Raw genomic sequence first — 26,300 nt, forward strand, 5'->3', positions numbered from 1 at the left:
GAAGGAGGAGATGGGGCGTGAATGTACTTAAGGTCTCCCGTTTTACGATTGTAGCCTTTATACTTCCGTGTACACTAATTTATTTCGGCATTGTATTCGTGCCCATACTTGTATCGTTATATAGCGGGTTGTTGGAATGGAATGGAATTGGTCAATCTTCCTTTGTAGGACTTGAGAATTTCAGAAATTTATTTTTCCAGGACCCAGTATTTTGGCCTTCCGTACGGAGAACTCTTATGTTTGCAGTATTCTCGATGGCGGAGATTCCGCTTGCATTGATGGTAGCTATCTTTCTTCGAAGATATATTCGCAAACCTAACTTTTTAGTTTCTAGTTATTTTATGCCTGTTATTCTATCCGTTGTTATCATTGGCCAGTTGTGGAAAACCATCTACAATCCAGCGGCGATGGGTGGGATGTTGAATCAAATATTAGAGACAGTTGGACTTGAATCATGGACGAGATCATGGTTAACCGAACCAAAGGTAGCTATGTTTGCATTATATTTCGTGGCATTGTGGCAGTACTTGGGCTATCATACGCTCATCCAGTTTACTGGAATTTCCAATATTCCGGCTGAAATTTATGAGGCAGCACGAATTGATGGAGCAGAAGGCTTTAAGGCAGATCGTTACATTACCTTCCCCATGATCATTCCCATTTTTAAAATTTCCATTGTGTTGGCGTTTATCGGTTCGCTTCAGGCGTTCGATATGGTTATGGTCATGACGGGCGGAGGACCTGCTCACGCTACGGATGTGATTTCCACACATATGTATAATATGTCTTTCTTGTCCATGAAGTATGGATATGGTAGTTCGATAGCTGCAGTTCTAGTTGTCGTATGCTTAATCGCCACAGTGATCATTAATTTTATATTTAATAAATTAGAGAAACGATTCTCATAAAGGAGGGAAATCGATATGGATACACCAAGTATAGTGGGTGTTAGGAATCAGAAGGTCATACCCGAACAGAAACGCAAGCGATTTTCCCTTACCAAAGGAATCGTTATTCTATTCTTATCGGTGCTCGTAATAACGCAGGTTTACCCGTTGATCTGGCTCGTCCTATACTCCTTCAAAACGAATGAGGAGATTTTATCTGGAAGCTTCTTCTCACTTCCACACTCACCGCAATGGGTCAACTTCAGCAATGCCCTTGCAGGTGGGAGATACTTCCGCTACTTAGGGAACAGCTTCTTCGTTACTTCGGTGACGATGATCTGTGTTATTATCTTCAGTTCACTGGCTGCCTTTGCAATAAGTCGTTTCCGTTGGCGTTATGGTCAAGTGCTATTGCTGATGTTTCTAGTGGGTATGATGATTCCAATGCAAGCAACTTTATTACCCCTCATGATTATTTTTAAAAACATGAACATTCTCAATACGCATTTATCGCTCATCTTGCCTTATATTGCTTTTCAAACTCCCATCGCTGTGTTCATTCTCCATGGTTTCATGAAGACGATTCCGGCAGAGATTGAAGAGTCGGCGATTATGGATGGTGCAAGTGTATTTCGGGTTTACTGGAACATTATATTACCAGTTTCTATACCACCGGTCGTGACCGTCTGTATTCTAACTTTCATTAATATATGGAACGAATACATCTTGGCGGCAACATTTATTTCGGCAGAAAGACTGAAGACATTGCCGTTTGGTGTGAACAGCTTTGTCAGCCAATACTCAGTAAACTACGGAGCTATTGGGGCTTTTCTAGTATTAGGTGCACTACCTGTCATCGTAGTTTATTTCTTATTAGCAGACAAAATTACAGAGGGCATGGTAGCAGGAGCTGTAAAAGGGTAATATTTGCATGACGGGTATTGTGATAAAATGGAAACATATCGAGTGAAAGGAGATACCATGATTACTCGAGGATTCCGTTCTATTCATAGCCGTCTTTTTCTGCTTTTCTTAACTTGTATGACTGTTATCCTAATCCTCGTTAGTTTCCTGTATTATACACGTGCGATTAGCATTATCCATTCTAAAATCAGTGACATTGCAGAGAAGAACATTTCCCAAACAGCGGGTCTGTTCGATCTCATGCTAGAGGGCTATAATAGTGTCACGAAATCGTTGAATGGAAATTATGAGTTAACTCGGCTGCTCCAAGAGAACTCTGGTAATCTGGCGGTTTCGGTTATTAATGAGCGATGGATTACGAATATCATTGGTGCGGCCTACTATTCCCGCAAGGAGATTGTGGGGATCCATATCATTACGAATACTGGTAAAGTCTACAGCTATGAGAAACAATTTGCCGGTGTTATTGATATTAATTACGCGCAAACCGACTGGTATAGCAAGTTGAAAGCGTCCTCAGGGAATATGGTTTGGCTTGGAATGTATGATAGATCACCCATTAACACGTTACAGCAAGATCAGGTTTTCGTATTTGGTCGGCAGCTTTATGACCTCACGGATTATAAATCTATAGGAATCATTGTTATTGAGACGGACCCAACCCCAATTACAGAGGCGTTATCTAATGTCAGTATCAGTCCCGATAGTAAGGTATATATTACAGGAGTTAATGATGTGGTGATTGCTAGCAATGGCGAGCAAGGGGATGAACTACCTGAATTCACCGAACTCCCTATGCCTACGGATGAGCAGGCAATTATCGTCGATGATAAATCAGATCAATTGATCGTTGCGGCGAAAACTTCACTTGCAGATTGGACAATATACGGACTCACACCTAAGAGTGATTTTAACGCTGAGATCAACCAGACGAGACTATACTTAATCGTTGTTGTTCTTGTCCTCATTGTCTTATCCACGGTGTTAGCTTCAATTGTATCGCGAACGATTGCTTCACCTTTAAAATTATTAATTCGTGAAATGAAAAAAGTTGAATTAGGGAATTTCAGCGGTTCAGTGAACGTAGACTCATTTGATGAGATCAACAGTCTTGTCTCTTCCTTTAATCGCATGGTTCATCGAATGGATGAATTGATCGAGCGTATCAAAGTATCATCAGTTAGTGAGAAGAACGCGCAATTGCAGGCGCTGCAATCTCAAGTAAATCCTCACTTTTTATACAATACGTTAGATATGATTTATTGGATGTTAGATGAGAAGGGAAACGAAAAACTCAGTCGAGTGATCCTTGCTCTATCCCAAATGTTTCGCTACAGCAGTAATTGGGAGGAAGCTTCACAAACCACACTCGGTCAGGAGCTAGAGCAGATCCGTCATTATCTGACCATTATTGAGAGTCGTCTAGAAGGTCGAGTTCAGACGAAAATTGAAGTGGATGAGGAGTGGCTTGAAGTCGTATTGCCGAAAGTGACCATTCAACCGATTATCGAAAATGCTGTGAAATATGGTTTGGAGCCTATGCTAGGTAGTCCGAGTAAGTTACTGGTATCTGCGACTCAACATCATCGTGAACTTCAAATTAGAATTACCGATAACGGGATGGGAATGGATGAAGAAATACTGTCTCAGGTTAGAGCTTCTTTGCAAATGGATCCTAACTCGGTATTGGAGCCAATAAACCGTCCGAGAAGAGGCATCGGATTACATAATGTTCACGCCCGAATCAATATGATGTTTGGGGGAGCTTATGGCGTGTGTATTGAGAGCAAAGAAGGGGAAGGAACAACCGTTATAGTTGTGCTACCGATACCGGTTTCGATTTATTTAAAAGGGGGATATGGAGATGAACATCCTCATCGTGGATGATGAATTGGCCATTCGGGAAGGTATTAAACGAACGATCCAGAAGGCTTATCCGCAGTACGGTATCTATCTGGCAGCCAATCCAGATGAGGCCGTACAATTACTGCGAGGTCGCCCTATCGATATTGTGCTGACGGATATTCTAATGCCAGGTATGACAGGACTGGAATTGATGCAACTAACTAAAGCCAAATATCCTAATATAAAATGGGTGATTATTTCCGCTTATTCTGAATTTGAGTATGCTAAGGAAGCGGTTCGGTTGGGAGCGGTGGATTATCTGCTTAAGCCGATAGGCAAGGATATGCTTCTGGAGATGATCGTGAGGCTAAGTGACAAAATTGGGAGCGAAGTAGAGATTGTTAAGGAATCCAAAATGCTAAAGAATAATTTGAAATTTCTCCGTGAAGCGGTGTTTCAGCGTTGGGCATCGGGCCTTAATATTGGAGGCATGGATATGGCTTCAGTTATAGCCAATCACCAGAAGTTTCAATTAATTATGGTGAAGATGGAAAGTGATAAGTTAGTCCATCTAGAACATTTTATTATTGATAACGTGCTCACTGAAATGATGGATACGTATGGTAAGGGGTTTGCTACTAGCTTTGATGCAAAAAGTGTATTGGGTCTCATAACGATTAATGAAGAGAAAAGTATAAAGGCCATGTTGGAACAACTCCGTATTCATTTGAAAAAATATTTAAGAGTACCCTTCCAAATCCTACAGACCGAAGTGTTGTACGACTTTGATGCCATACCAAATGAAGTGCGGCGGATGCATCAGGATTCAATATCCCATGAATTTGAGTATTATGCAACAGGTGGGAGCCAAGTCATCGAGGTAGCATTGCAGTACATTAGAACCTATTATAATACCGACTTAACATTGGAAAAAGTCGCTTCGATTGTTTATCTTAATCCTGTTTACTTTAGTCAGGTGTTCAAACAAAAGACGGGTTATGGTTTCAAGGAATACGTGATTCATTTGCGTATGGAACAAGCGAAGCAACTTCTTATTCATCCCCAGCTTAAGCTTGCCGATATATCAGAAAAGGTTGGATATCAGGATGTGAAGCATTTTACACAGGTGTTTCGTAAAAAGTTTAACGTTACGCCTACAGAATATCGACAAGAGCACCGTATTGAAGTAAGAACAGTAAGATAGTATTAGATAGAGAGAGGACAATAGTAGAATAACTTTAGCTACCCGTCTATAATATATTGTATAACAAGATAGAAAAGAGGCGGCAATATGTCAACAAAAGCGGTTTGGCGAGGGGATGCTAACCAAGCAATCTGCGCGTTTACGTTTGATGACGGACCTTCCAGGCTACCACTAGAGTTGTGGTTAGATGTTCTGGAACAAGAAGAAGTCGTTGGAACCTTTTTCTTCACTGGAGAGTGGATGGATAAACACCCGGATAGAGCAAGAGAAGTCCTTTCCCGGGGTCACGTACTTGCCCCTCATACGTATCATCACCGCCGCATGGCACAAGTGCCGAAGCACGTATTTCTGGAGCAATTGAAATTGACTGAGCTGGCCTATCAGGATGCAACGGGTCTCCCTTGCCCCAATTTTATGCGTTTCCCTTATTGTTCGTTTCGTGAAGAAAATCTGGATTGGCTTGCTGAGTGGGGCGGATATCTGGATATCGAAGGCATCGATTCTGGAGACTGGAAAGGCATATCTGCAGAGGATATCGTAGCACAGGTCGAGCCTGGTCTTGAAAATGGAACGATTGTTGTCCAACATAGCAATGATATTGCGGTAGGTTCACCTGAAGCCTTAAGACAACTTATCCAGATAGCCAAACAAAGAGGACTAAGAGGTGTAGGGATTCCCGAAATACTTGAGTCCATTGGAGTAGAAGTGGGCTACAGACCTTGGAAGATTACTGTAGAGGTTCCTGCTGAGCTGGATCATCCCGTAGATAACTGGATCACTTTGCAGGACGAGGAATTTGCCGAGTTAGCAGCTCAGACGATTAAATGGGATATTCCGGAGTATACGCTGCAGTTTAATTCGGAGAGCGAATGGCTTGAACATCTGAAGAATCCTCTTGAAGAATTCGGTATTACGGAGAATCGTGAGCTCTTTGCCATCCGTGAATTCGAAGGTACGTATTGGGGTTATGTACGTGCCGGCGTTACAGAAGATAGTCTTGTATTATTAGATAATGCGGCTAGAGAAGCGCAAGCGGATACATTAGTGTACCTTCTCCGCTGGGCTGCAGAAACAGCATCCAAATTGGGGCTAACCCGAATAGAGGCAAGACGCGATATCCGCAAAATGAATGAGATGTGTAGACAACTTGGCTGGAAATCGGAGATCACGGAAGATAAATCAGGTAACGAGTAAATATAATAAATGTTCATACCCTTATGGGGCACAGGCTATGATAAGAAATTATCATAGTCTTTTTTGTTCCTCCGTAAGCAGGATGAGACAATTATGGGTAATGTAACCCAAGAGTTAGCTATTTTGGGAGATGGACCGGATATTTTGGACGAGGATGACCATACTCTTTTATATGCAGATCGGGAAAGTGTCTGTTTTACTTGAAGATTCAAGATAAATACTTAAACTAGGTGCCAGAGTTATAGCATCTAAGGGGGTTAGCGCATGCGTAAAATATGGTGGAAAGAAGCAGTAGCTTATCAAATATATCCAAGAAGCTTCATGGATTCGAATAGTGATGGTATAGGGGATTTGCAAGGGATTATCTCCAAGTTGGATTACTTGAAGGAACTTGGGATTGATGTCATCTGGGTTTGTCCCATTTATAAATCTCCAAATGATGATAATGGCTATGATATTAGTGATTATCAGGATATCATGGATGATTTCGGGTCTATGGAGGACTTTGACACACTTTTACGAGAAGTTCATAAGCGCGATATGAGAATCATCTTAGATCTGGTACTTAATCACACATCGGATGAACATCCATGGTTTGTTGAATCCAGGTCTTCCCGGGACAACCCGAAACGGGACTATTACATTTGGCGGGACGCAAAGGATGGGGCGGAACCAAATAACTGGGAGTCGATGTTTAATGGCTCGGCATGGGAATACGATGAGATGACGGATCAGTATTATTTACATCTCTACTCGAGAAAACAGCCAGATTTAAATATGGAAAATCCAGTCGTAAGGCAGGAATTAGTTCAAATGATCCGTTGGTGGTTGGATAAAGGGATTGATGGATTCAGGGTAGATGCGATATCACATATTAAGAAGCTACCCGGACTACCAGATATGCCAAATCCGAATCATCTCCGTTTCGTAAATTCTATGGCTGGACACCAAAACATCGAAGGAATTGGGGAGTTTATTAGTCAGTTCAGGCGTGAAGGGTTTGCTGGTTATGATATTATGACGGTTGGTGAGGCGAGTGGAATCCCTATAACTGAAGTTGACTCGTGGATTGGCGAAAAGAACGGCGCATTTAATATGATCTTTCAATTCGAACATGTCAACATAGACTTTGGTCCGGAAGGGCGCTGGGATTGCGCTCCGTGGAACTTGGCCGACTTAAAGGCGATTATGAACAAATGGCAGACGGGTCTGGAAGGTGTGGGTTGGAATGCGTTATATCTAGAAAATCACGATCAACCACGTTCTGTTTCGCGTTTTGGTGATCCTGTATACTATCATAAAGAATCATCCAAAATGCTTGCCACCTTCTATATGTTAATGCAGGGAACCCCATTTATTTATCAGGGGCAGGAAATTGGTATGACGAATGTAGTGTTCAATGAACTTAGTGATTATCGCGATGTGGAGATTTATAATTTTTACCGTGAACGTCTGATGGATGGAAAAGATATAGAGGATACGATGCGCAGGATCAGGTACCGGGCGCGTGATAATGCAAGAACACCAATGCAATGGGATGATACTCCAAACAGTGGATTTTCTACAGTATTACCTTGGATTCGCATTAACCCTAACTACCATGAGATTAATGTGAATCAGCAGATGTCTGACCCAGACTCGATTCTGAATTATTATAAGAAGTTAATCGCTCTGCGTAAGGAGAATGAAGCGCTTATATACGGAAGATATGAGAGTAGGCTTACGGAGCATCCAGAAATTTTCGCATATACACGGACGTTCGAAGATCAGACATTTCTAATCTTGCTAAATTTCTTCGGGAATACGCCAATGTTTGCGATGCCGAGGGAGCTAAACGAACGGAGTAGGCGTGTCATTCTCTCCAATTATGAACGTGTTGGGCAGACGGATGATAAGTTTGTATTGAAACCTTACGAAGCTATTGCATATCAATTGAATTAAATATTTCATTTAACACAATAAAAGCAGGATGAATTTCATCCTGCTTTTTGTGTATATATAAGTTCTAGTTCTGTTTCCCATCGATTGCGCAGAGCAATACGCTCGCGGCAAGCCCTAACCGGCGATCAAGAACATGACTCGGATCGGCTGAGAAATCGACATTCATTTTCGTGACAAATGGATTGAAATTTTGTTTGAAAGTAGTAACTGTGCTCCCATTCATCAATACATTATATTGTTGAGGGATCAGATTGGATAAGAAACGACGTAATAAGGCAAGAACGCTGCTTTCTTCCTTAATCCGTCCAATTTCAACCTCATTCGGGCTCATTATAATCCATTCATCCTTCAGAATGGACTTGAATCCCTTTCTGCGTAAGCTACCTACATGTTCTCCAGTGCTCGGATCTTTAACGTCATAGGTTGCGGAGAAATCCACCATGCTACGGGCTGAAATTGTAAGTAACTCCTCGGTCATACTCTCATCGCTGTATAGCCGAATGTCCTCTTTCAATTTAAAGGCTTTCAATTGGGAGAACATCACTAGCTCCTCATTCGCATTATAAATATGGAACTTGGCACCGACGATGGAAATGATCTTTTTTCTAACTAAGTATTGAGTATAACCGAATTTATGATTCACGTTATTAAGTGACCCCCTATTGGATAATTACTCTTATCTTAAGGTAAGAGGGGCTTAATGTATATCAATTTAATATGAGGATGACGATTTATGCTACGACTACTTATTCTCATATTTGTGCAAGGCTTTTAGAAAATTTCCTTCGATTAGAATGCTGAGCCTCTCAATAATTTGCTTAGGTTGTTCCTTCATACCGTCTCTCATCCATTGAATTACGAGGCCAGTGAAGGCTAGAGTATAGAAGTTAGCAATAAACTGCTTATCCTCGAGACGGACATTTATACCGCTAGATAGTTCGTTAATAACCCCCATTATGAGATCATTCGTAACGGAATAGAGGTAGTTGTCCAAATGGTTTCTACCGAGTGAATCTAGCGTGTTACAACAGAAGGCCTTGTTGCTCTCAATATAACAGAAAATTTTATAGAAGCCGTCAGTCCAGGTACTATAGCTACGATATTGAGCGATGCTTTCGACTGCTTCAGTCTTGTAAATCCAACCAAGCAAATCAAATATATCTTGAAAGTGATAGTAGAAGGTCTGTCTGTTCAGTCCACAATCATCCACAAGATGCTGCACAGATATTTTATTTATCGTAGTATGCTCCATCAGGGACTTCAACGAATGGGCCAGAGCATTTTTTGTCAGCAAAGAGTTGGACACGAATATCACCTCATTGATAGTTCCATAATTCAGGATTTATGAAGCTTCCGTATTAGCCAATACATTCCTTCCGTCAATAAGCCAAGGGTAAATCCTCCTAATGTACATAAGTAGAAGGTCAAAAAGGCCGCAAGATCAGCCCAGCCAGACATGTCTCTGTTGGAATAGATGAACATAAGCCCCAGTCCAATAACAATTCCGATTGTGGTGATTAACCATACTAAACGGACACCGAGCCATCCGAGACCATTAACAATACCAGACATTACGAGGGCAAGAAGGGCGAAGCGCAGAGATATCGTAAGGCTAAATGTCTGTCCTAGTAGGACGAACCGATGCAGAATGAAGGGTAACCAGAGTAGTATGGCATAAATCAGCATCCATGTGATCCAACGATCGCTTTTGGTGGGGGGCATATATTTCATTGTTATTCACCCCAATATCAAGATGTGGCTCTATATTAGAATGTTGGATTATACCGCTTCAAGTTCCTCTGCACTCTGCAACAGATGCTGCAACAGGTCGGGGATATCCTCCATCTGTTCCTCAGTGATCTGCCGTTTGAATTGCAGCTCAATGCAATTATTATAACCTTTATCTTCACCATAAATAAAACTCAAGGCTTGAATAGGGCGTAAATCAGGTCCCCATATCGCATGTAGAATACTCTCAATAGCCGGACATCGAGAAGGGATATCTTGTACTTGAGTATAAAAGCGAAGCTGCAGATTGCAGCCGGGATTCGTGTCTGGAGCATCCAGTATTTCGTCATTCAAATCTTTGGTTGAAGCACTTAATACAATTTCTGATGTGACCTTCAGGCCTCCGATTAGTTTGAACGAGAGACTAAACTCTCTGGACATCAGCGCCATATTCAGAAGGTCGGAGCGATCCGTAACCACAAGAATTCCGTCCAAATTATCATAGTCATAGATCTGGTTCTCAATAGCTACCTTAATATTGTCGAAGACAGTAGGATGGAACATGAGTGGTACCTCCTCCGTTTTCTTTTATTGTAACATGGCGGGAAAGGGAGTAGTCTTTTCTTAGTGATATAAGAAATCCTAAAAGACTATATTTAATTTTGGGCTCTATCCCAAAATATGTGCTGGCTTTTCTTTTTCAGTAGCTAGGCGGACATGAGGTACCTTATTTCGTTCAAAGGCACCCACTTAGGTGCAGTAGCGGACATAGGATCCGTTATCCGTTAGTATAGTGCTGATTTTATCTGGAATTTATGTCAATAACGGAACCACTGTCCGCATAATGCGGAAATTGGGGTATTTGGAGTAATTAGCGTACTCAGTGTCCGTCAACCGTACAAGGTACCGATTCTATAGCATATATCATGTATATAGAGGTCCAAATTTCACGCTACATATTAAAATGGTGATCATTAGTGAAACAAGAAGGAGCGCTACTAGATGAACGAAAATTTAACATTATCAGAAGCATTTAAACAAACAACCTATCCTTTGTCGGGTCATGGTCCAAGAAGTATTCAAGTATTGAAAGAGGCATTAGAACATATCGATGGCAATCTGGATAGTGATATGTATGGTAAAGGCAAAGTGATTGAGGATTTTCAAGAGAAAATGGCAGGGGTGTTGGGGAAGGAATCGGCTGTTTTTTTTCCTAGTGGAACGATGGCCCAGCAGATTGCATTGAGAATATGGTGCGATCAGAAGGGGCTGAAGAGAGTAGCGTACCATCCTTTGTGTCATTTAGAGATTCATGAGGAAGATGGATTGAAGGAACTTCACCATATTGAGCCTATTCTACTTGCGGACAGTAACAGATTGATTACTTTGGATGATGTATGTAACATGAATGAGGATATTGCATGCTTATTGCTTGAATTACCTCAACGTGAGATTGGCGGGCAATTGCCAGAATACAGCGAACTTGAAGCGATCTCTACTTACTGCCGTGAGCAGGGGATTAAGCTGCATTTGGATGGAGCGAGATTGTTTGAGATCCTACCGTATTATCAAAAATCGGCTGCTGAGATATGTGCGCTGTTTGATAGTGTATATATTTCCTTCTACAAAGGAATCGGTGGGATTACAGGAGCGGTTCTTGCTGGCGATGTTGACTTTACCAAAGAGTCAAAGGTATGGAAGAGACGGCACGGTGGTGATCTCATAAGCCTGTACCCTTATATTATTAGTTCTGATTATTACTTCGAACAGAGAGTGGATAAAATGGGGCAGTATTATGAGGATGCGAAAGAACTTGCTACTATTGTGAATGAGTGTCACGGGGTTAATTCAAAACCTGCGAAACCTGTATCTAACATGTTCCATATACATTTTGCTGTGCCTAAGGAGAAGTTAGAACCTGTTCTATTCAGTATCTATGAAGCCACCGGGCTAGGTATAGTAGGTTATTTAACGAAAATTGACGAGACAAGCTGTTATAGTGAACTTAGTATCGGAGATCGGTACGCTAATATTCCCACAGAAGCGATAAAGAATGCTTTTCAAATGCTAGACGAGAAAATGAGAGCGATGATCTAGTACCGTTATGACATAAAAAAGAAAGAGCTGCCACCTATTCTGAAGTGCACCCCTTAGAATAGACATTGGAAAAACCCCCGGGTTTAGCCGATGAAATTCTAGGGGGTGCATTTTTTATGCCAGCAAAGAAGGGTCAGAAGTTTAAGCATTATCCTGAGTCTCTTAAAGTAGAAGCGGTAGGACTGTTTATTGAGGATGGATGGTGCTACAGAAAGATTGCAGAACACTTAGAAATAAACGATAAAAACCGTGTTAAGGTTTGGGTGAGGAAGTATCGGACAGAAGGACAAGCTGCATTTGAAGATAGACGTGGAGATCCACACAAGGCTGAAACAGAGCAAGAGCGTGAGTTGCGTCGTTTGCAGTTGGAGGTAGATGTCCTAAAAAAGTGGTTACAAATCTTGAATCGGGAGGGTTGCAGGATAGATATGTCGTCATCGACGAACTTAAGCATAAACAAACCGTAAAGGAGCTCTGTGTATATTTGGGGATTAGCAGAAGCGGTTACTATGCTTATTTAAAGCGCAAGAATAAGCATATTGACGAGGATTTGAAGCTTAAGATCCGTATCATTTATGAGCAACGTAACAAGACTGTAGGATACCGTCGTATACAGGATGAATTGTATCGCCAATATCGTCTTGTAGTGAATCATAAGAAGGTTCTACGACTCATGCAGGAACTAGGTATTCAAGCGATTATACGCCGTAAGTACGTCCATAGAACAAGTCATGAGGCGGCTGTTTCGGATGGAAGGATCGCAGAGAACTTGTTGAACCGAGACTTTAAAGCCGATAAACCTAATCTGAAATGGGCAACAGACGTTACGCAATATCGTGTTTTTGATGACAAGATTTACTTATCTGCCATTAAAGATCTGTGGAATAACGAAATCGTCGGATACCACATTAGTAGGAATAATGACAATCCGCTTGTCTTAGAGACGTTTCGAAAGGCGTTTGAAAAGCATAAAGACGTGACCGGGCTGATCGTTCACAGCGATCAAGGAAGCCAGTACACGTCTCATGCTTACCATGACATGCTGCCACAGGTTGGAGCCCAAATCAGCATGTCACGTCGAGGGAATTGTTATGACAACGCCTCAATCGAGAGCTTCTTCTCTCATCTTAAAGTCGAAGCACTCTACCCTTATGATATACGAAGTACCGATGAGGCACAAAGAAGAATTGAAGAATTTATTCGTTTTTATAACGAAGATAGAGCACAACGAAAATTAAACAAGCTGACTCCTGTTGAGTACAGGAACCAGCTTGTGTCCTAGGTGTTTTTACAGTGTCTACTAATTGGGGTCTTGACCATTCGAAGGGGACAGCTCTTTTTCTTTGAAGCGCGATATTTATTGTTGAATATCATAAATTTCGTATAATTCATCCAGCATCAGGTTTGCTGCTTTGATACCACCAGCGGTGTTCCAAATAGCATCATCAACTTTATAGGTCTGGCCGTTCTTAACGGCGCTAAGGTTTTTCCATAGCGGATCGTTAATCCATTCCTGTTCTGTCTCATTTGCTTTACCATCGCCAGTTTCATACGTGAAGTAGAATAAACGATCAGCGTCCGCTTCTGGCAGACGTTCTTTCGTGATTTCATCCACGAATGTGTCTTTCGCATTCTTCGTCATTTCCGTGCGGGCAAACCCGATTTGGTCAAATATAATTCCTGAAAATGTGTTGGTGTGATAGACACGTGTCTTACCACCCATGAAACGTACAACGGATACTGTCTGATTTAATTTGTCGCCAGCTTTGGTTTTGAAATCTTCAATTCGCTTATCGTATGCAGCCATCAGATCTTCGCCTTCGGCGGTTTTACCTAATGCCTCCGCATACAGTTTGAAGTTGATTTCCCATTCACCGCGCAAGTCTTCCGCCATAACAGTTGGAGCGATGGCTTTTAATTGCTCATATATTTTTTCCTGCCGCATTTTGTTACCAATGATCAAGTCCGGTTGCAGACCAGCGATCAACTCAAGGTTTGGCTGGCTCTCTTCGCCAAGCTCTGTTACACCTTCCATATCGGCTTTGATGTGATCATACCAAGGGTTGCCTGTCCAAGATTTAACGGCCCCGACTGGTTTCACGCCAAGTGCCAAAAGGGCTTCAGTACCTTCATTTGTCAGTACAACAACCTTAAGTGGGGTTCCTGTGATCTCTGTCTCTCCCATTGAATGCTTCACGGTACGAGTTTGATTATCTGTATTTGTAGCAGTATTGTTTGTTGTCGTTGGATCGGTTTGCCCCGCACTGTTGGTGGCATCATTACTTCCACAGCCGGATAGCACCACGGCTAGAATCAGCGCCAGCATCCCTAACCAAGTAATACTTCTGCTCTTTGTTTGTGTCGAATTAGCTAGCATGATTATGTCCCCCTAAATGGTATGAATCTCTCTGTGTGAGAATTATTATCAGTTGCAATTTTAAACTATAATGGTAAAGGAACTAACTGTCAATAAAAATCTGAGAATGATTATCACAATCATTGACATTATATATAGCTTACTCTAAAATTCTACAAGTAGTAAGTTCCTTTTAAATAAGATATTTAAATTAGAATAGTTTTCGGAAGAAAGTGACTATATGAGAATCGTTTTGCTAGTTATTTCACTATTAATGCTTGCTATCGCCATCGTGTGTAGCATTGCTTTTGGAGTTACGGATATCCCAATTAGTTCCGTTTGGGAATCATTTACGCACTATAATATGAGTACTGAACATTTGATCATTCGCACAACTCGTGTTCCTAGAGCACTGATTGCTGCTTCCGTTGGGGCTTGCTTAGCAGTTGCTGGGGCAGTTATGCAGGTCATGACGCGTAATCCTATTGCTTCACCTAGCACTTTAGGAGTAAACTCCGGAGCAACTTTTTTTATCGTGATGTCAGCATCTTTGCTGGGGATATCGGGGATGGGAGCATTTACATGGGTCGCATTGATAGGTGCTGCTGTAAGTGGAGGTATCGTCTTTACTCTGGGGAGTATAGGTAGGGACGGAATGACTCCGGTCAAGATCACACTTGCTGGGGCATCCATGACTGCGTTTTTTGCTTCTCTGACCCAAGGACTTATGCTTACAGATGGTAAAATGTTTGACCAGGTACTCGTATGGTTGGTCGGTTCGGTTGCCGGACGAGACATGGCGCAGCTCCAAACCGTCTGGCCTTATATGGCTGTGGGCATGTTAATTGCCTTGCTACTTGCGCGTCACTTGAACGTCTTGGCCATGGGTGACGATGTTGCTCAGGGACTGGGGCAGCGTACAGCACATATTAAATTATTCGCTGCGATTTCGACGATTCTGCTTGCGGGTGCTTCGGTTGCAGTAGCGGGTCCGATTGCTTTTGTTGGCATCATCATCCCACATATTGTTCGTTACTTAGTAGGTAACGATTACCGCTGGATTCTACCATATAGCGCAGTGTTAGGCGCTTTGTTACTTGTAGCGGCTGATTTAGGCTCAAGATATATCGCTATGCCGAAGGAAGTTCCCGTCGGGGTCATGACCGCGATTATAGGTGTGCCATTCTTCGTATATATTGCTAGGAAAGGCAGACGGACGTAATGAGTAAATATAGATCACTTCGCTCGGCTAATTCTAAATTTTCAATTTTAATAGAGAAAAGAACCCTGTGGGTTACTCTAATCTTATTCATACTCTGCATCGTTGTTATGCTAATTAGTACAGGTATTGGTAGCCTATATATCTCTCCTCTTGGTGTTATCAAAGCAATCTTGGGTAGGGGAGAACCTATGGAACAGGTGGTTGTTGAGAAACTCCGATTGCCGCGGATTGTGATTGCGACGTTAATCGGTGCTTCATTAGCTGTAGCGGGAGCCATTTTACAGGGAGTTATTCGTAATCCATTGGCATCACCGGATGTGACAGGGATTACGGAAGGGGCTTCACTCGGAGCAGTACTCTTTATGTTTATATTCGGAGGTACGGTGTCGATTCATTGGATGCCACTTGCTGCTATTGGCGGGGCGCTACTCATGGCCGCTTTGTTGTACATTCTGTCTTGGAAACATGGAGTTGAACCGTTACGGCTCATTCTTGTGGGCATCGGACTCTCGGCTGCTGTTAAGGCTATCTCTTATATGTTTATTATTTCAGGACCGTTAATACTGGCGCAGCGCTCCTTAGTTTTCATGAGTGGAAGTATCTATGGTACTTCATGGGACAAAGATGTTCTCACGTTACTACCCTGGGTGGCCATTCTTCTTCCGATCACTTGGCTGCAGGCACGGAATGTTAATATTCAGACACTGGGCGATGATGTGGCGAGCGGAGCGGGGGCTTCAGTACAGAAGCAACGACTATTCCTAATTTTTCTGAGTGTAGCTCTTGCCGGATCTGCGGTTGCTATAGGTGGAGCGATTGCTTTTATCGGATTAATGGCGCCTCATATGGCACGCAAACTTGTGGGTTCATCCTTTGGCAGTGTCCTACCTGTTAGTGCGCTGCTTGGTGCGTTAATTTTATTAGTGGCAGATCTGGCGGCGCGTACTGTCTTTTTACCACGAGATGTACCGGCTGGTGTATTAACGGCGGCAATTGGCGCACCATTCTTTATATATCTGCTGTATCGTAACCGGAATCGTTATTAAGCTGGAGAAGGAGAACTGTTATGAGTACATTAGAAGCAAAGGGACTCGGATTATCTTATGGAGGCGAATTTGTCTTCGAAGATTTAAATATGACGATTCCACAGGGGAAAATCACTGTATTCATTGGCAGTAACGGATGTGGCAAGTCGACGCTACTTCGATCCATGGCGAGGCTTCTGAAACCACAGCGTGGTTCAGTATTATTGGATGGTGGCGATATTGCCAGCATGTCCACAAAGGAAGTTGCGCGTAAGCTTGCTATTCTCCCGCAAGGTCCAAGTACACCAGATGGGTTGACGGTGTTGCAATTGGTAAAACAAGGCCGATATCCTTATCAAAGTTGGCTGAAACAATGGTCGCGTGAGGATGAGGCTGTGGTTCAAGAGGCTTTGGAGGCAACGGGTATGGGTGAGCTTGCAGAGCGATCGGTTGATTCATTATCGGGTGGCCAGCGGCAGCGTGCATGGATTGCCATGACACTGGCACAGGAGACACCGGTTATTCTCCTGGACGAGCCTACCACTTATTTAGATTTGACGCATCAGATCGAAGTGCTCGACCTTCTTTTTGAAATGAATGACCGGGATCAGCGGACGATTGTCATGGTACTTCATGATATCAATCTGGCTTGCCGTTATGCCGATCATATCATTGCGATCCGGGATGGTAAAATTGAGGCTCAGGGCGAACCAAGCGAAGTGATTAATGTAGAAATGATTGAGAAGGTGTTCCGGTTGAAATGTGATATCATTCCCGATCCTCTTTATGGTACTCCTCTATGCATACCACATGATAATAGCAGACTTTGTGCGGCTAGGCAGCGAAGAATGCGCAGAATCTAAATACCAGCGGCGGATCTCCGCAGGATCATCGTTTTTCGAGCCGTACGGATGTGAATAAATTAGTTATTATATAATAGGAAGTTCTGTTCGCTATTTAAAAAAGCAACCTCCTGAGGTTGCTTTTTTGTGGTGTGAAATTATGACACAGACTAACACTATAACTTTATAAGTAATCATCCTATAATAAAGGAAGGTAGTTCTCGTTAAGGATGTGATGATATGGAATATAATTTGCATGATACAACTACATTGAAAAAAGATATACTTTCTCCTGATGAAAGAGAAGTATGGGTGCTATATATGAAGGTACTCACTTCAGCTGGTTTAGGCGATGTATCGGAGTGGATGAAGTTAGATATGAGTATGCCGCAAATGAAGGTGTTAATGCTACTCAACAATCATGGGAGTTTGAAAGTAAGTGAAATCGCCGATAGTATGGGTGCTTCATTGCCTAATACGACCGGACTGCTTGACCGATTGGAGTCGTCGGGTTTCATTATTAGGAAACCTTCTGAAATTGATCGACGTTCGATCGATGTCAGTTTAGCAGAGAGTGCGAAGAGTATTTTTCGAGGATTATATGAACAAGGGCATGAGAAAATCAAAAGATCCCTTCAAAAAATGACAGACGCTGAAAAAGAAATTGTGAAGCAAGGCCTTACGATTCTATCGATCGCGTTAAAAGATTAAAAATAGGGCACATTATATTTAGTCAACATATTCTCTGTTTATCAGGGGGGGATGTTGGCTTTTTTTATGTGATGCTTGACAGGGAGCTGCATATAATTGATTATATATTTAGTTAACTTGAAGTGAACTATTTAATAATGTATATAAATTTAGGAGGGATATGAATGAATTCGGTGCAAAAGAAGCACAGCTCCAATTGGGCGATTACGTTGTTTACCATTGGGGTATTTATGGCTGCCTTAGACAACGGCATTATCTCAGCCGCTCTAACGACAATCAATGATTCCTTCGGGGTGTCTGCTTCATGGGGATCATGGGGAATAACACTCTATACATTGGGATTGGCGGTTAGTGTACCGATTATCGGCAAACTGTCTGATCGATTTGGACGTAAGAGATTATTTCTTATTGAGGTGGCCTTGTTCGGAATCGGGTCACTGCTTGTGGCCCTTAGTAGTTCGTTTCCCATGTTCTTACTGTCTAGGCTGTTTCAGGCGTTTGGAGGAGGGGGGATATTTATTATCGGTAGCTCCCACGTCCTAACGACCTTACCGAAGGAGAAACAAGGGAAGGCATTGGGGTTATTGGGTGCTATGAACGGTATGGCAGCGGTACTCGGTCCTAATGTAGGTAGTTTTCTGTTAGATCTAACAGGTAACTGGCATTGGTTATTTCTAATCAACATACCTATCGCAGCAGTTTTAATTATTCTAGGTATTCCGTTCATTACGGAGACAAAGGCATCTTCCACAAAACGGTTGGATTTTGTCGGAACGACTATTTTATCCCTAGCGATCTTATCGCTGATGTACGGTATCACCAATTTGGATGCAGGCAACTTCTTCGGTAGTTTTGCTGACCCTATGGTCTATGGATTCGTCCTAGGTGGGGTTATACTGTTTATCTTGTTGGTTCTGTATGAGAAAAATTTGGAAGCAAGAAGTGGTGACCCTATACTGGCTTACTCGCTTCTTAGTAGCAAAGTGTTTCAGTGGACGCTGCTAATCGGTTTCTTCTCGGGAGGATTACTTGCAGCCGTAATCTTTATCCCTTCGTTTGTGGAGCAATTCTTAGGTGTATCAGCTGAGAAATCGGGGTATTGGATGACACCTCTTGCACTAGCATCCGGCGTGGGTGCTGGTCTAGGCGGTGTGTTGGTGGATAAAAAAGGCCCCGTGTTTACAACCATTATTTCGGGCGTTATCTCACTTGTCGGTTTTGCTTTGTTCCCACTCTGGGTGACAGAAAGATGGGAGTTCGTCATTGCAAGTATGATCGCAGGCGTAGGGTTTGGATTCTTGCTTGGAGCTCCATTGAATGTACTTGTATCTGAAAGTGTGGATAACAGCAATAAAGGTAGTGCCCTGGGGACATTATCCTTGATAAGACAAATTGGACTAACGTTGTCCCCGACACTTTATGCTGGTTTCATCGCGGCTGGGGCTAGTAACATTGGCAATGAAATCAAGAGTGGACTGGCGGCGGCAGGTATTAGCGGTAGTGGACCTGCCTTCTCAGACATCTCGGGAATGAGCACCTCCCAACTATATGAGGCAGTAGAGCAAATACCTGATCCGACCATTAAAGAAATCATTATGAACGCAATACATGACAGTATTGGGAAAGGCTTTGGAAACTTATATTTAACGGCGGCCATTATTTCCACTCTAGTCATCGTTTCCATCCTTATCCTATCCATCTACCGTAAAAAATCGCTGCAAAAGGAACCTGTCAAGATACCATTGGCGTAATCGCAAGATATGAACAAATACAACAAGAGGTCTATCCCTGTTCGCATAGGATAGACCTCTTGTTCTCGTATGGCACAACAGAATGTTCCAGGAAAAATAATCAACATGACAATTTTGGAACAGTCCCATTTATGAATTGATGGTAAATTTAGATTACCGATCGGGAGGAGGAACCATATGAACTATATGGAGTGTTTTCAGAAGAGTATTGATTTCATTGAAGAACAACTTACCGAAAAAATAACTGTGGAAACTTTAGCTGGAATTGCGGGATTTTCCCCTGATCATTTCTATAAGTTATTTCATGTGTATGTCGGAATGCCCGTAATGGAGTATGTGCGAACACGGAGACTGGCTCACGCGGTTGTTGAATTATCTACCAATAAAAAGATTATCGATATTGCCATGGAATATGGGTTTGAGACTCATTCCGGCTTTTGTAAAGCATTTCGGAAGGTTTATGGGTGTTCCCCTGAAAATTATCGTAAATATGTGAGTACAAAAGTGCCTGGGAAAGTTAATCTTGCCCTTTATGAAAAGTTGAATCTATATGGAGGAATTATTCTGGAACCTAAATTTATAACCAAACCAGCATTTAATATTGTTGGGTATGCACTTGAAACTACATTTGAGGAAAGCCGAAGCAAGCGAGACATCCCCGCATTCTGGAATCACTTTGATGCTGATGGACTAGAGCATCAATTATATGAACAGCTCAAACCTGAAGAACATGGGGAGTATTGTGTATGTTTTCCTCCGAATATGGAGACGGGTGCATTTACGTATGTGATTGGTGTTAAAGTAGAGAATTTCGATAACGCTAAGGAAGAGATGTTTAGGGGAAGCGTCCCCGAGGCCACTTATGCAGTGTTTACGACGCCTCCCGCTGACTACGCCGATTGTGCGTTTGCCAAAGCGATCGAAGGTACTGCAAAGTATATTTTTGAAGAATGGTTTCCTGATTCGGGATATGAGTTTGCACCGGGTAAAGTGGATTATGAGTTCTATGATGAACGTTGCCATGACGAGACTGGAGCGGTGATGGAGATTCACATTCCGGTAGTGAAAAGTGAATAATGTATAGGTGTATAATTAGAAAGTAAGGGGCTACCATCAGTATGGTAGCCCCTTAACTTTTATTTTAGAATGTAAATCCGTACTGAATCGGAAGCATGGTTTGTACATCGCTATCGATTAGTTTCTTCTCGTCTTTACCTCGATATTCCCACAAATCGCCCGCTCCGTTCTTCAAACGATAGTCGGAGACGTAAAATAACCGTGATACTTTATTGTAATTGTAGAAGCTTACATCATCACTAATTTTGGTGCTTTTGTCTCCCTGTTTCATGAATAAGGAGCCCATTAGACGTTTAGTATTAAAGTCCGTCATGTACAAGACGACGTCATCCTCAGGATATACCGTTGTATTTCCAAGTTGAACATCATAAGCAATTTTGACTTTCTTGCCATCCTTACTATAGGTTAACAGTTCGCCTTTGTCATCCTTCACATCTTTGTAATACCAAATAATATCATTGACGAACATGTATTGCTCGACATTCTCGTCGATAACTTTGCGATTACTGAGTTTGCCTTCAAGTACATCCCATACAACTAGCGTACCGGAGGTACTTTCATTATCGTTTTCATTTTCTGAATAATACAGCTTTTTGCCGTCTTCGCTGAACGTGAACCTATAGGATTCACTTGCATCCTCCGACATTTCTTGTTCCGTTCCACCGTTTAACACAATGTATTTGCTGCTACTATTGCTACTGTTAGTCTCATAACGATCTTTAACGTCATATATGCTACTAATTTCGGATAACTTCATCTTATCGGTAGGACTTTTAACGGTTTCGGATTTTACATAAATAACAGATTTTGTTGCGGCATCAGCATAATTAACCCAGGCTAATTCGCTGGAGACTTCTTTTTCCTTACCGTCCGTATATAGAAATAATTGCTTAGTTATAGTAGACAACTCTTCGTACTCTAAATCGCTTCTAAGAGTATCCCGATCCAATTTATCTTGATACAAATCGTATGCGAGATAGTATTGGTCATAGTCGACATCCGTAGTGGTATATGTATATCCCCAATAATCGGTGTAGGTACTTTCATACTCAAAATCGCTATAGACTGGTTCAGTAATATTGAGATCGCTAGTAGCCATATCATCTTCAACAAAATCGATTAGTTTAGTACTATTCATCGTTGTTCTGGTGAAGAAAAACTCATCCGTCATACTGCTGGATTCCATGCCAGAATAATCTGAGATGATCTTACGCTTATCTTTACCGTCTTCTTTCACATAAAGTGAGTAGTAATTTGAGCTTTCTGAATCATCATTAGATTTGGTGTAATATATTTTTTTCAAATCACTTGAGTAGTTGATAATTTGCGCAACACCACTATCAATTTTTACTTTTTCACGCTTACTATCGAGTGATTTAATGTAAAGATCGCTAGTATCATCGTCCATTACTTTCATATAGATGATTGAAGATTCATCCTCAGAGAAGTAATAATTATCCGCTACATTGTTGTCGATAAGTATTTCTTCTTTCATATTGTACAGATATAAGCTGCCACTCTGGTCTTCATAATTTTTGAGATATAGTGCATAGTCACCGTTTCTAGTAATTTGAAAGGGATTGAATTGATTTATATTAAGATTGGAGGAGATACGAACTCCCTGATCAAAACTTTCTACTCCATCTTTAGACTTAGAAAGCTTTGTTGGGTCGGAGTAAAATAGACTGGCTGTCCCATCTTCACTAATTTTACTCAGATAGAACATGCGGTCTGCGCGTTCATTCAGTTTGACCCAGAAATAAATACTTTCTCCTAACTTGTAGAATGAAGTGTCTGAAGTTCTAGTTTCTTCACCGGAAGAAGATAAATCTATTTCTTTTCGAGTTTCCTCATCCATATCCATCCACTTTTTTGTTGCTGTGATGGGTCTATCCTGCTTGTCGACCGATAGGTTCAACTCAAAATCTTTGATATACACCAGTGGAGGTGAGGATTGGGAGGAACTTGAGGCGAAAATGGACCATGCCACGCCACAAATAAGTATAAGCCCGAGCAACGCAGCTCCATAGATAAGTGGCTTCTTGGTGCGTTGATTAATAACACCAGATAATCTATTGCGGGTGCTACTAGGAGGCTGACTTGTTTCGTTTAATTCAGGAGTTTCTGTTAAGGCTACGTTCTCATTTAAGGTCATAACATCAGTTGAAGCTACTTCCTCTATTAAAGATTCCTCTATTTCCGTTACGATTATGTTATTTTCCTCTGTTGGGGCTGCACTTTCTGCCTCTGCCTCAGTCTCTGTTTCTATCTTTGTTTCTGTTTCTAGCTCAAGTTCTGTCTCCGTTGGAGCTAAAACAGAAGAAACGTCCTCTTGAAGGAAAGACTGTCCACATTCTTTACAAAACTTAGCATTCTCTCTCCTGGGTACGCCACAATTAGCGCAGAATTTTGCCATACTCATCAATATCCACTCCTTAATCATTTTGATATTTCGCCAATTGAGTCAACAAACCAATTACTTTTCTTCAAACATGCTGAGCTTATGTATTTCTTCTTACAAGGACGGGGGGGTACTTTCATCTACGACAGCTTAGAGGAGCTATGTGGGCTACTTTATGTATCTGATGAATGTTAGAGGACTATATACCCGTTTATTCCAAGATTATCCTCAAGGATTAAGTATATATAGTTCTAGAGTCCTGCGCCATAGTTTTACGTAAAAACTCTCTTTTCGACACAGATTAGAATTTGTACGCCTGTAAAACTTATAACTATTTACCAACAAAAAAACATAATGGTACGGAGCAGCAAATGAATAATTTGATTTGGAGGTATGGAAGATCCCTTCCGAATAGTCATTATCAGCCAATCGTCGATCGTGAAATGGTACAAGTTCAAAATAAGCAGAAATCGCTGGATGAAGCACTGCGAAGTATCCAGAATGAAGGGCAAGTAGTCTTGAATCAAGTGATCAAGAATAAGGTGACCAAAAAAGAAGCACCTTGTATTTACTTGTAATTCACGGTGTCTTCTTGCCTCTACCTTTCAAAATATCGATCAACCATAACAAAAGTGGAAAGATGAATCCCATTACTAGGGCATGGATGGTCCAGATGGGTGTGAACTCTTGAAAATATGCAGCATTTGGAAATGCCAGAAGCGAAAGAGGGACCAGCAGAAGGGCTATGGGGAACGTCAAGGAGCGGTAGTCCTTTAAATTTAATACTTGGGCTATCCCCACAATAGATATATAAAACAGTAGGGCTAATCTTACGAAGATCGTGATAAACCAAATCACCGCCATGATGATTTCAATTCGTACCAAAAAGTCCCCCAAGCGAATAAGTTTCGCTAATGCGTAACTGGGGTAGGCAAAGCTTACCGTTTGTGTTCCTAATACCAGGATGGTGAGTATTGTAATGACGACCATAATAAATCCTCCGATAAGGACGCCAGTAAATAGTGCTTTTCCATTTTTCTCGGTATGTTGAACGCTTGGAAATAGCATGGATAATATAATGGGCTCCATAAAAGGATAGGCAATAAATATGAGGGATGCTTTGAGTACAGGTTTTAATCCATTCTCGAGTACCGGCTGAACATTGTTAAAATTGATATGTGGGAACGCTAATACGATGAAGACTATTAATAGAACCATAATGAAAGGAAAAAAAAGCTCTGCTGCACGTGCCAGAGGTTCAAGTCCGAGCCGAGCACCCATGATCACTACACTTAGTATAATGATAAGAATAGCCTGGATAGGTGTATCCTCTAAAATCTGCGTTGTCATGAAGTCTCCAATATTACGAAGCGTAAGTATAGCAACGATAGCTGGAAAAGTGACAAGAAACAGAAGGGCAACTATCTTTCCCAGCCATTTGCCAAGGAGTTTCTCGATATACCATGTAAAGTTAGCATGTGCGAAGCGGTTGCCAAGATAGATGTATAAAGGTAAAACGCATAAACCTACCACCAACGCCACGATCGTAGAAATCCAAGTATCCTGTTTAGCTACGATTTGTAACATAGCTGGAATATTCAAAATGGCGCTACCAATCATATATATAGCTATTAGTATGGAGAACTGTCGCGAGCTTATTTTTATTTTCCCTAACATGATAACTTCCTCATCATTTTTGGTCATCGTTGAATCCCCTCCACTCGGTTGTCACTTTAACCATGTTTCTATAAGATCAGCAACTGGCTTGTAAACCATGATCAGCCAATCCATAGGATTAGCAATCTGGATATGTAATGCTTGAACAATACCTAGCACAGTCCCGAGGCATAGCAGAAAGGAGAATAGCCAAAGCTCCTTATGTAGTTTTTTTCTCAAAAGAACGGGAACATCAATTGCAATAATTATAGCAATAGCTATAAGAATTCCTGCTATAGTCAGCATGTTGAGTCCTCCTTTTTCCCTAAGCTTCAGTAAGTTTCTTGGATATTTTGCGAACATAATATACCCCTATCAATAACAGCGGAAAGAGTAACCCATAAGTCAAATCCAAGTACGGCCAGTATTTCGCAATCAGTACATTGTAATAAGTTATATTGGGAGAAATGAGCGGAGAGAGTACAATCAGGAGCATCGCTGCAGGCAAAGCCAGCATCCGGTATTCTTTTAAATTGAACAGTTGTGCTAACCCTAGAATGAAAGCATAAAAATACAAAATTATCTTTAATGATATGGTTAATAGCCACATAAGGGCTATCGAGGATTCAACTCTCTCGAGAAAGCGGCCGAGACTTATTTTTCTAGCCAAGGAATAACTGGGATATATACTTCTCGAAGTTTCATCTGCACCGAGAACAAGAACGGACATCGCGATAATGATGATCAATATAATACCTCCGAACATGGCACCTTGTAAGAATCCCTTCCTTATCTTTTTTGTTTGAGTTACATAAGGTAGAATCATTAAGAAGGTAACCAACTCCAAAAAGGGGAAAGCGAGACAAGGGATAGATCCCATTAGTACAGGTTTTATTCCGTTTTCCAGGAGGGGTTCTATCCTTTCTAGTTCAATTTGTGGTAAAAGGAACATGATCAGTATGAGGAAAATAATGAGGATCAACGGTGTGAAAAATTCCGCTGTGCGCCCAATGACCTCAAGTCCTAATCTTGCTGCCATGATCACAATACTTATAAATAAGATTTGAGACGCCTGAAGGGGAGTTTCCTGTATCATTTCTATATTCAAAAAATCACCCACTTCCCGCGTATGTGCTGTTGCGGAAAGAAAAAAGTAAGCTAGGAAAAGTAATGATACGATGGCCCCAACCCATTTCCCTAATATTTGTTGAATGGATTGAATTAAGGTCAAATGGGGGTAAAGTTGTCCGATCATACAGAACATGTAGACAACCAATAAGCCTGCTGTCATGCCGATGAGACTTGACATCCAAGCATCTTGCTGTGCATAAAAGGTGGGTATAGAAGGTAACACCAGAATCGAATCTCCAATAGTAACAAGCATCACTAGTATGGTAAGTTGACGAATACTTATTTTCCCACCCTCGAGCATTCTATGT

The 26,300-nt window shown here is 41.6% G+C and carries 25 protein-coding genes; 16 read left to right on the plus strand and 9 right to left on the minus strand.

All coding sequences use genetic code 11. The features are described 5' to 3' along the window. Positions 1–17 precede the first annotated feature (17 nt). The 6 genes from NST85_RS02220 (at position 18) to NST85_RS02245 (ending at position 7,995) form a co-directional block, all read left to right on the plus strand. A complete protein-coding gene (locus tag NST85_RS02220; RefSeq protein WP_127193117.1) occupies positions 18–908 on the plus strand; it encodes a carbohydrate ABC transporter permease in 891 nt (296 codons plus the stop codon). A gap of 15 nt (positions 909–923) precedes the next feature. Further along, a complete protein-coding gene (locus tag NST85_RS02225) occupies positions 924–1,811 on the plus strand; it encodes a carbohydrate ABC transporter permease (RefSeq protein WP_341188409.1) in 888 nt (295 codons plus the stop codon). 27 nt (positions 1,812–1,838) lie between these two features. After that, positions 1,839–3,698: a sensor histidine kinase gene (locus NST85_RS02230; protein ID WP_341188410.1), complete on the plus strand. Its 1,860-nt coding sequence runs from the start codon at positions 1,839–1,841 to the stop codon at positions 3,696–3,698. Further along, entirely contained in the window at positions 3,676–4,860 is a 1,185-nt protein-coding gene (locus tag NST85_RS02235) for a response regulator transcription factor (RefSeq protein ID WP_341188411.1), read from the plus strand. The genes NST85_RS02230 and NST85_RS02235 overlap by 23 nt, the downstream gene beginning before the upstream one ends. Positions 4,861–4,947: 87 nt before the next feature. Further along, positions 4,948–6,054: a polysaccharide deacetylase family protein gene (locus NST85_RS02240; RefSeq protein ID WP_341188412.1), complete on the plus strand. Its 1,107-nt coding sequence runs from the start codon at positions 4,948–4,950 to the stop codon at positions 6,052–6,054. 264 nt (positions 6,055–6,318) lie between these two features. Then, positions 6,319–7,995, plus strand: coding sequence for a glycoside hydrolase family 13 protein (locus NST85_RS02245; RefSeq protein WP_341188413.1), 1,677 nt, complete (start codon positions 6,319–6,321; stop codon positions 7,993–7,995). A 64-nt stretch (positions 7,996–8,059) separates the two neighbouring features. Here the strand turns inward: NST85_RS02245 and NST85_RS02250 are convergent, their stop codons facing one another. From NST85_RS02250 to NST85_RS02265, 4 genes are all read right to left on the minus strand, one after another. Beyond that, the gene (locus NST85_RS02250) at positions 8,060–8,638 is read right to left on the minus strand and encodes a hypothetical protein (protein ID WP_307398269.1); all 579 of its coding nucleotides are present in this window, start codon (positions 8,636–8,638) and stop codon (positions 8,060–8,062) included. Between the two features lie 99 nt (positions 8,639–8,737). Beyond that, positions 8,738–9,301, minus strand: a complete 564-nt coding sequence (locus NST85_RS02255; RefSeq protein WP_127193111.1) for a TetR-like C-terminal domain-containing protein — start codon at positions 9,299–9,301, stop codon at positions 8,738–8,740. Between the two features lie 29 nt (positions 9,302–9,330). Further along, on the minus strand, positions 9,331–9,726 hold the full coding sequence (locus NST85_RS02260) for a hypothetical protein (RefSeq protein WP_341188414.1): 396 nt from the start codon (positions 9,724–9,726) through the stop codon (positions 9,331–9,333). 48 nt (positions 9,727–9,774) lie between these two features. Beyond that, complete coding sequence (locus tag NST85_RS02265; protein ID WP_341188415.1) at positions 9,775–10,287, minus strand: hypothetical protein; 513 nt, start codon at positions 10,285–10,287, stop codon at positions 9,775–9,777. Positions 10,288–10,725: 438 nt separating this feature from the next. Here NST85_RS02265 and NST85_RS02270 point away from each other — a divergent pair, with 438 nt between their 5' ends. From NST85_RS02270 to NST85_RS02280, 3 genes are all read left to right on the plus strand, one after another. Further along, positions 10,726–11,820 carry a threonine aldolase family protein gene (locus NST85_RS02270; protein ID WP_127193108.1) on the plus strand — a complete coding sequence of 365 codons (1,095 nt, stop codon included), beginning with the start codon at positions 10,726–10,728 and terminating at the stop codon, positions 11,818–11,820. A gap of 116 nt (positions 11,821–11,936) precedes the next feature. Continuing rightward, positions 11,937–12,287 carry a helix-turn-helix domain-containing protein gene (locus tag NST85_RS02275; RefSeq protein WP_127193234.1) on the plus strand — a complete coding sequence of 117 codons (351 nt, stop codon included), beginning with the start codon at positions 11,937–11,939 and terminating at the stop codon, positions 12,285–12,287. Continuing rightward, positions 12,236–13,102, plus strand: a complete 867-nt coding sequence (locus tag NST85_RS02280) for an IS3 family transposase (protein ID WP_170220213.1) — start codon at positions 12,236–12,238, stop codon at positions 13,100–13,102. Before NST85_RS02275 ends, NST85_RS02280 begins: the two co-directional genes overlap by 52 nt. Before the next feature lie 75 nt (positions 13,103–13,177). Here NST85_RS02280 and NST85_RS02285 read toward each other — a convergent pair whose 3' ends face one another. Further along, positions 13,178–14,197 carry an ABC transporter substrate-binding protein gene (locus NST85_RS02285; protein ID WP_341188416.1) on the minus strand — a complete coding sequence of 340 codons (1,020 nt, stop codon included), beginning with the start codon at positions 14,195–14,197 and terminating at the stop codon, positions 13,178–13,180. 220 nt (positions 14,198–14,417) lie between these two features. Here NST85_RS02285 and NST85_RS02290 point away from each other — a divergent pair, with 220 nt between their 5' ends. From NST85_RS02290 to NST85_RS02315, 6 genes are all read left to right on the plus strand, one after another. Continuing rightward, positions 14,418–15,398: a FecCD family ABC transporter permease gene (locus NST85_RS02290; protein WP_341188417.1), complete on the plus strand. Its 981-nt coding sequence runs from the start codon at positions 14,418–14,420 to the stop codon at positions 15,396–15,398. Next, positions 15,398–16,444: a FecCD family ABC transporter permease gene (locus NST85_RS02295; protein WP_341188418.1), complete on the plus strand. Its 1,047-nt coding sequence runs from the start codon at positions 15,398–15,400 to the stop codon at positions 16,442–16,444. Before NST85_RS02290 ends, NST85_RS02295 begins: the two co-directional genes overlap by 1 nt. A 20-nt stretch (positions 16,445–16,464) precedes the next feature. Further along, on the plus strand, positions 16,465–17,286 hold the full coding sequence (locus tag NST85_RS02300) for an ABC transporter ATP-binding protein (RefSeq protein WP_341188419.1): 822 nt from the start codon (positions 16,465–16,467) through the stop codon (positions 17,284–17,286). Between the two features lie 219 nt (positions 17,287–17,505). Next, on the plus strand, positions 17,506–17,976 hold the full coding sequence (locus NST85_RS02305; RefSeq protein WP_341188420.1) for a MarR family transcriptional regulator: 471 nt from the start codon (positions 17,506–17,508) through the stop codon (positions 17,974–17,976). Between the two features lie 164 nt (positions 17,977–18,140). Next, positions 18,141–19,727, plus strand: coding sequence for an MFS transporter (locus NST85_RS02310; RefSeq protein ID WP_341188421.1), 1,587 nt, complete (start codon positions 18,141–18,143; stop codon positions 19,725–19,727). A gap of 177 nt (positions 19,728–19,904) precedes the next feature. After that, positions 19,905–20,804 (plus strand): AraC family transcriptional regulator, encoded by a 900-nt coding sequence (locus NST85_RS02315; protein ID WP_341188422.1) that lies wholly within the window; start codon positions 19,905–19,907, stop codon positions 20,802–20,804. Positions 20,805–20,868: 64 nt separating this feature from the next. Here NST85_RS02315 and NST85_RS02320 read toward each other — a convergent pair whose 3' ends face one another. After that, entirely contained in the window at positions 20,869–23,226 is a 2,358-nt protein-coding gene (locus NST85_RS02320; protein WP_341188423.1) for a zinc ribbon domain-containing protein, read from the minus strand. A 350-nt stretch (positions 23,227–23,576) separates the two neighbouring features. Here NST85_RS02320 and NST85_RS02325 point away from each other — a divergent pair, with 350 nt between their 5' ends. After that, complete coding sequence (locus tag NST85_RS02325; protein ID WP_341188424.1) at positions 23,577–23,783, plus strand: hypothetical protein; 207 nt, start codon at positions 23,577–23,579, stop codon at positions 23,781–23,783. A 1-nt stretch (position 23,784) separates the two neighbouring features. Here the strand turns inward: NST85_RS02325 and NST85_RS02330 are convergent, their stop codons facing one another. From NST85_RS02330 to NST85_RS02340, 3 genes are read right to left on the minus strand one after another with little or no spacing between them, the layout of a single operon-like run. Further along, positions 23,785–24,909: a GerAB/ArcD/ProY family transporter gene (locus tag NST85_RS02330; protein WP_341188425.1), complete on the minus strand. Its 1,125-nt coding sequence runs from the start codon at positions 24,907–24,909 to the stop codon at positions 23,785–23,787. Positions 24,910–24,933: 24 nt separating this feature from the next. After that, positions 24,934–25,167: a hypothetical protein gene (locus tag NST85_RS02335; RefSeq protein WP_341188426.1), complete on the minus strand. Its 234-nt coding sequence runs from the start codon at positions 25,165–25,167 to the stop codon at positions 24,934–24,936. A 19-nt stretch (positions 25,168–25,186) separates the two neighbouring features. Continuing rightward, the gene (locus tag NST85_RS02340) at positions 25,187–26,293 is read right to left on the minus strand and encodes a GerAB/ArcD/ProY family transporter (RefSeq protein ID WP_341188427.1); all 1,107 of its coding nucleotides are present in this window, start codon (positions 26,291–26,293) and stop codon (positions 25,187–25,189) included. Between the last annotated feature and the right edge of the window lie 7 nt (positions 26,294–26,300).

The sequence above is a fragment of the Paenibacillus sp. FSL K6-2524 genome (genome assembly GCF_038005525.1).
Classification (GTDB): Bacteria; Bacillota; Bacilli; order Paenibacillales; family Paenibacillaceae; genus Fontibacillus; species Fontibacillus anaericanus.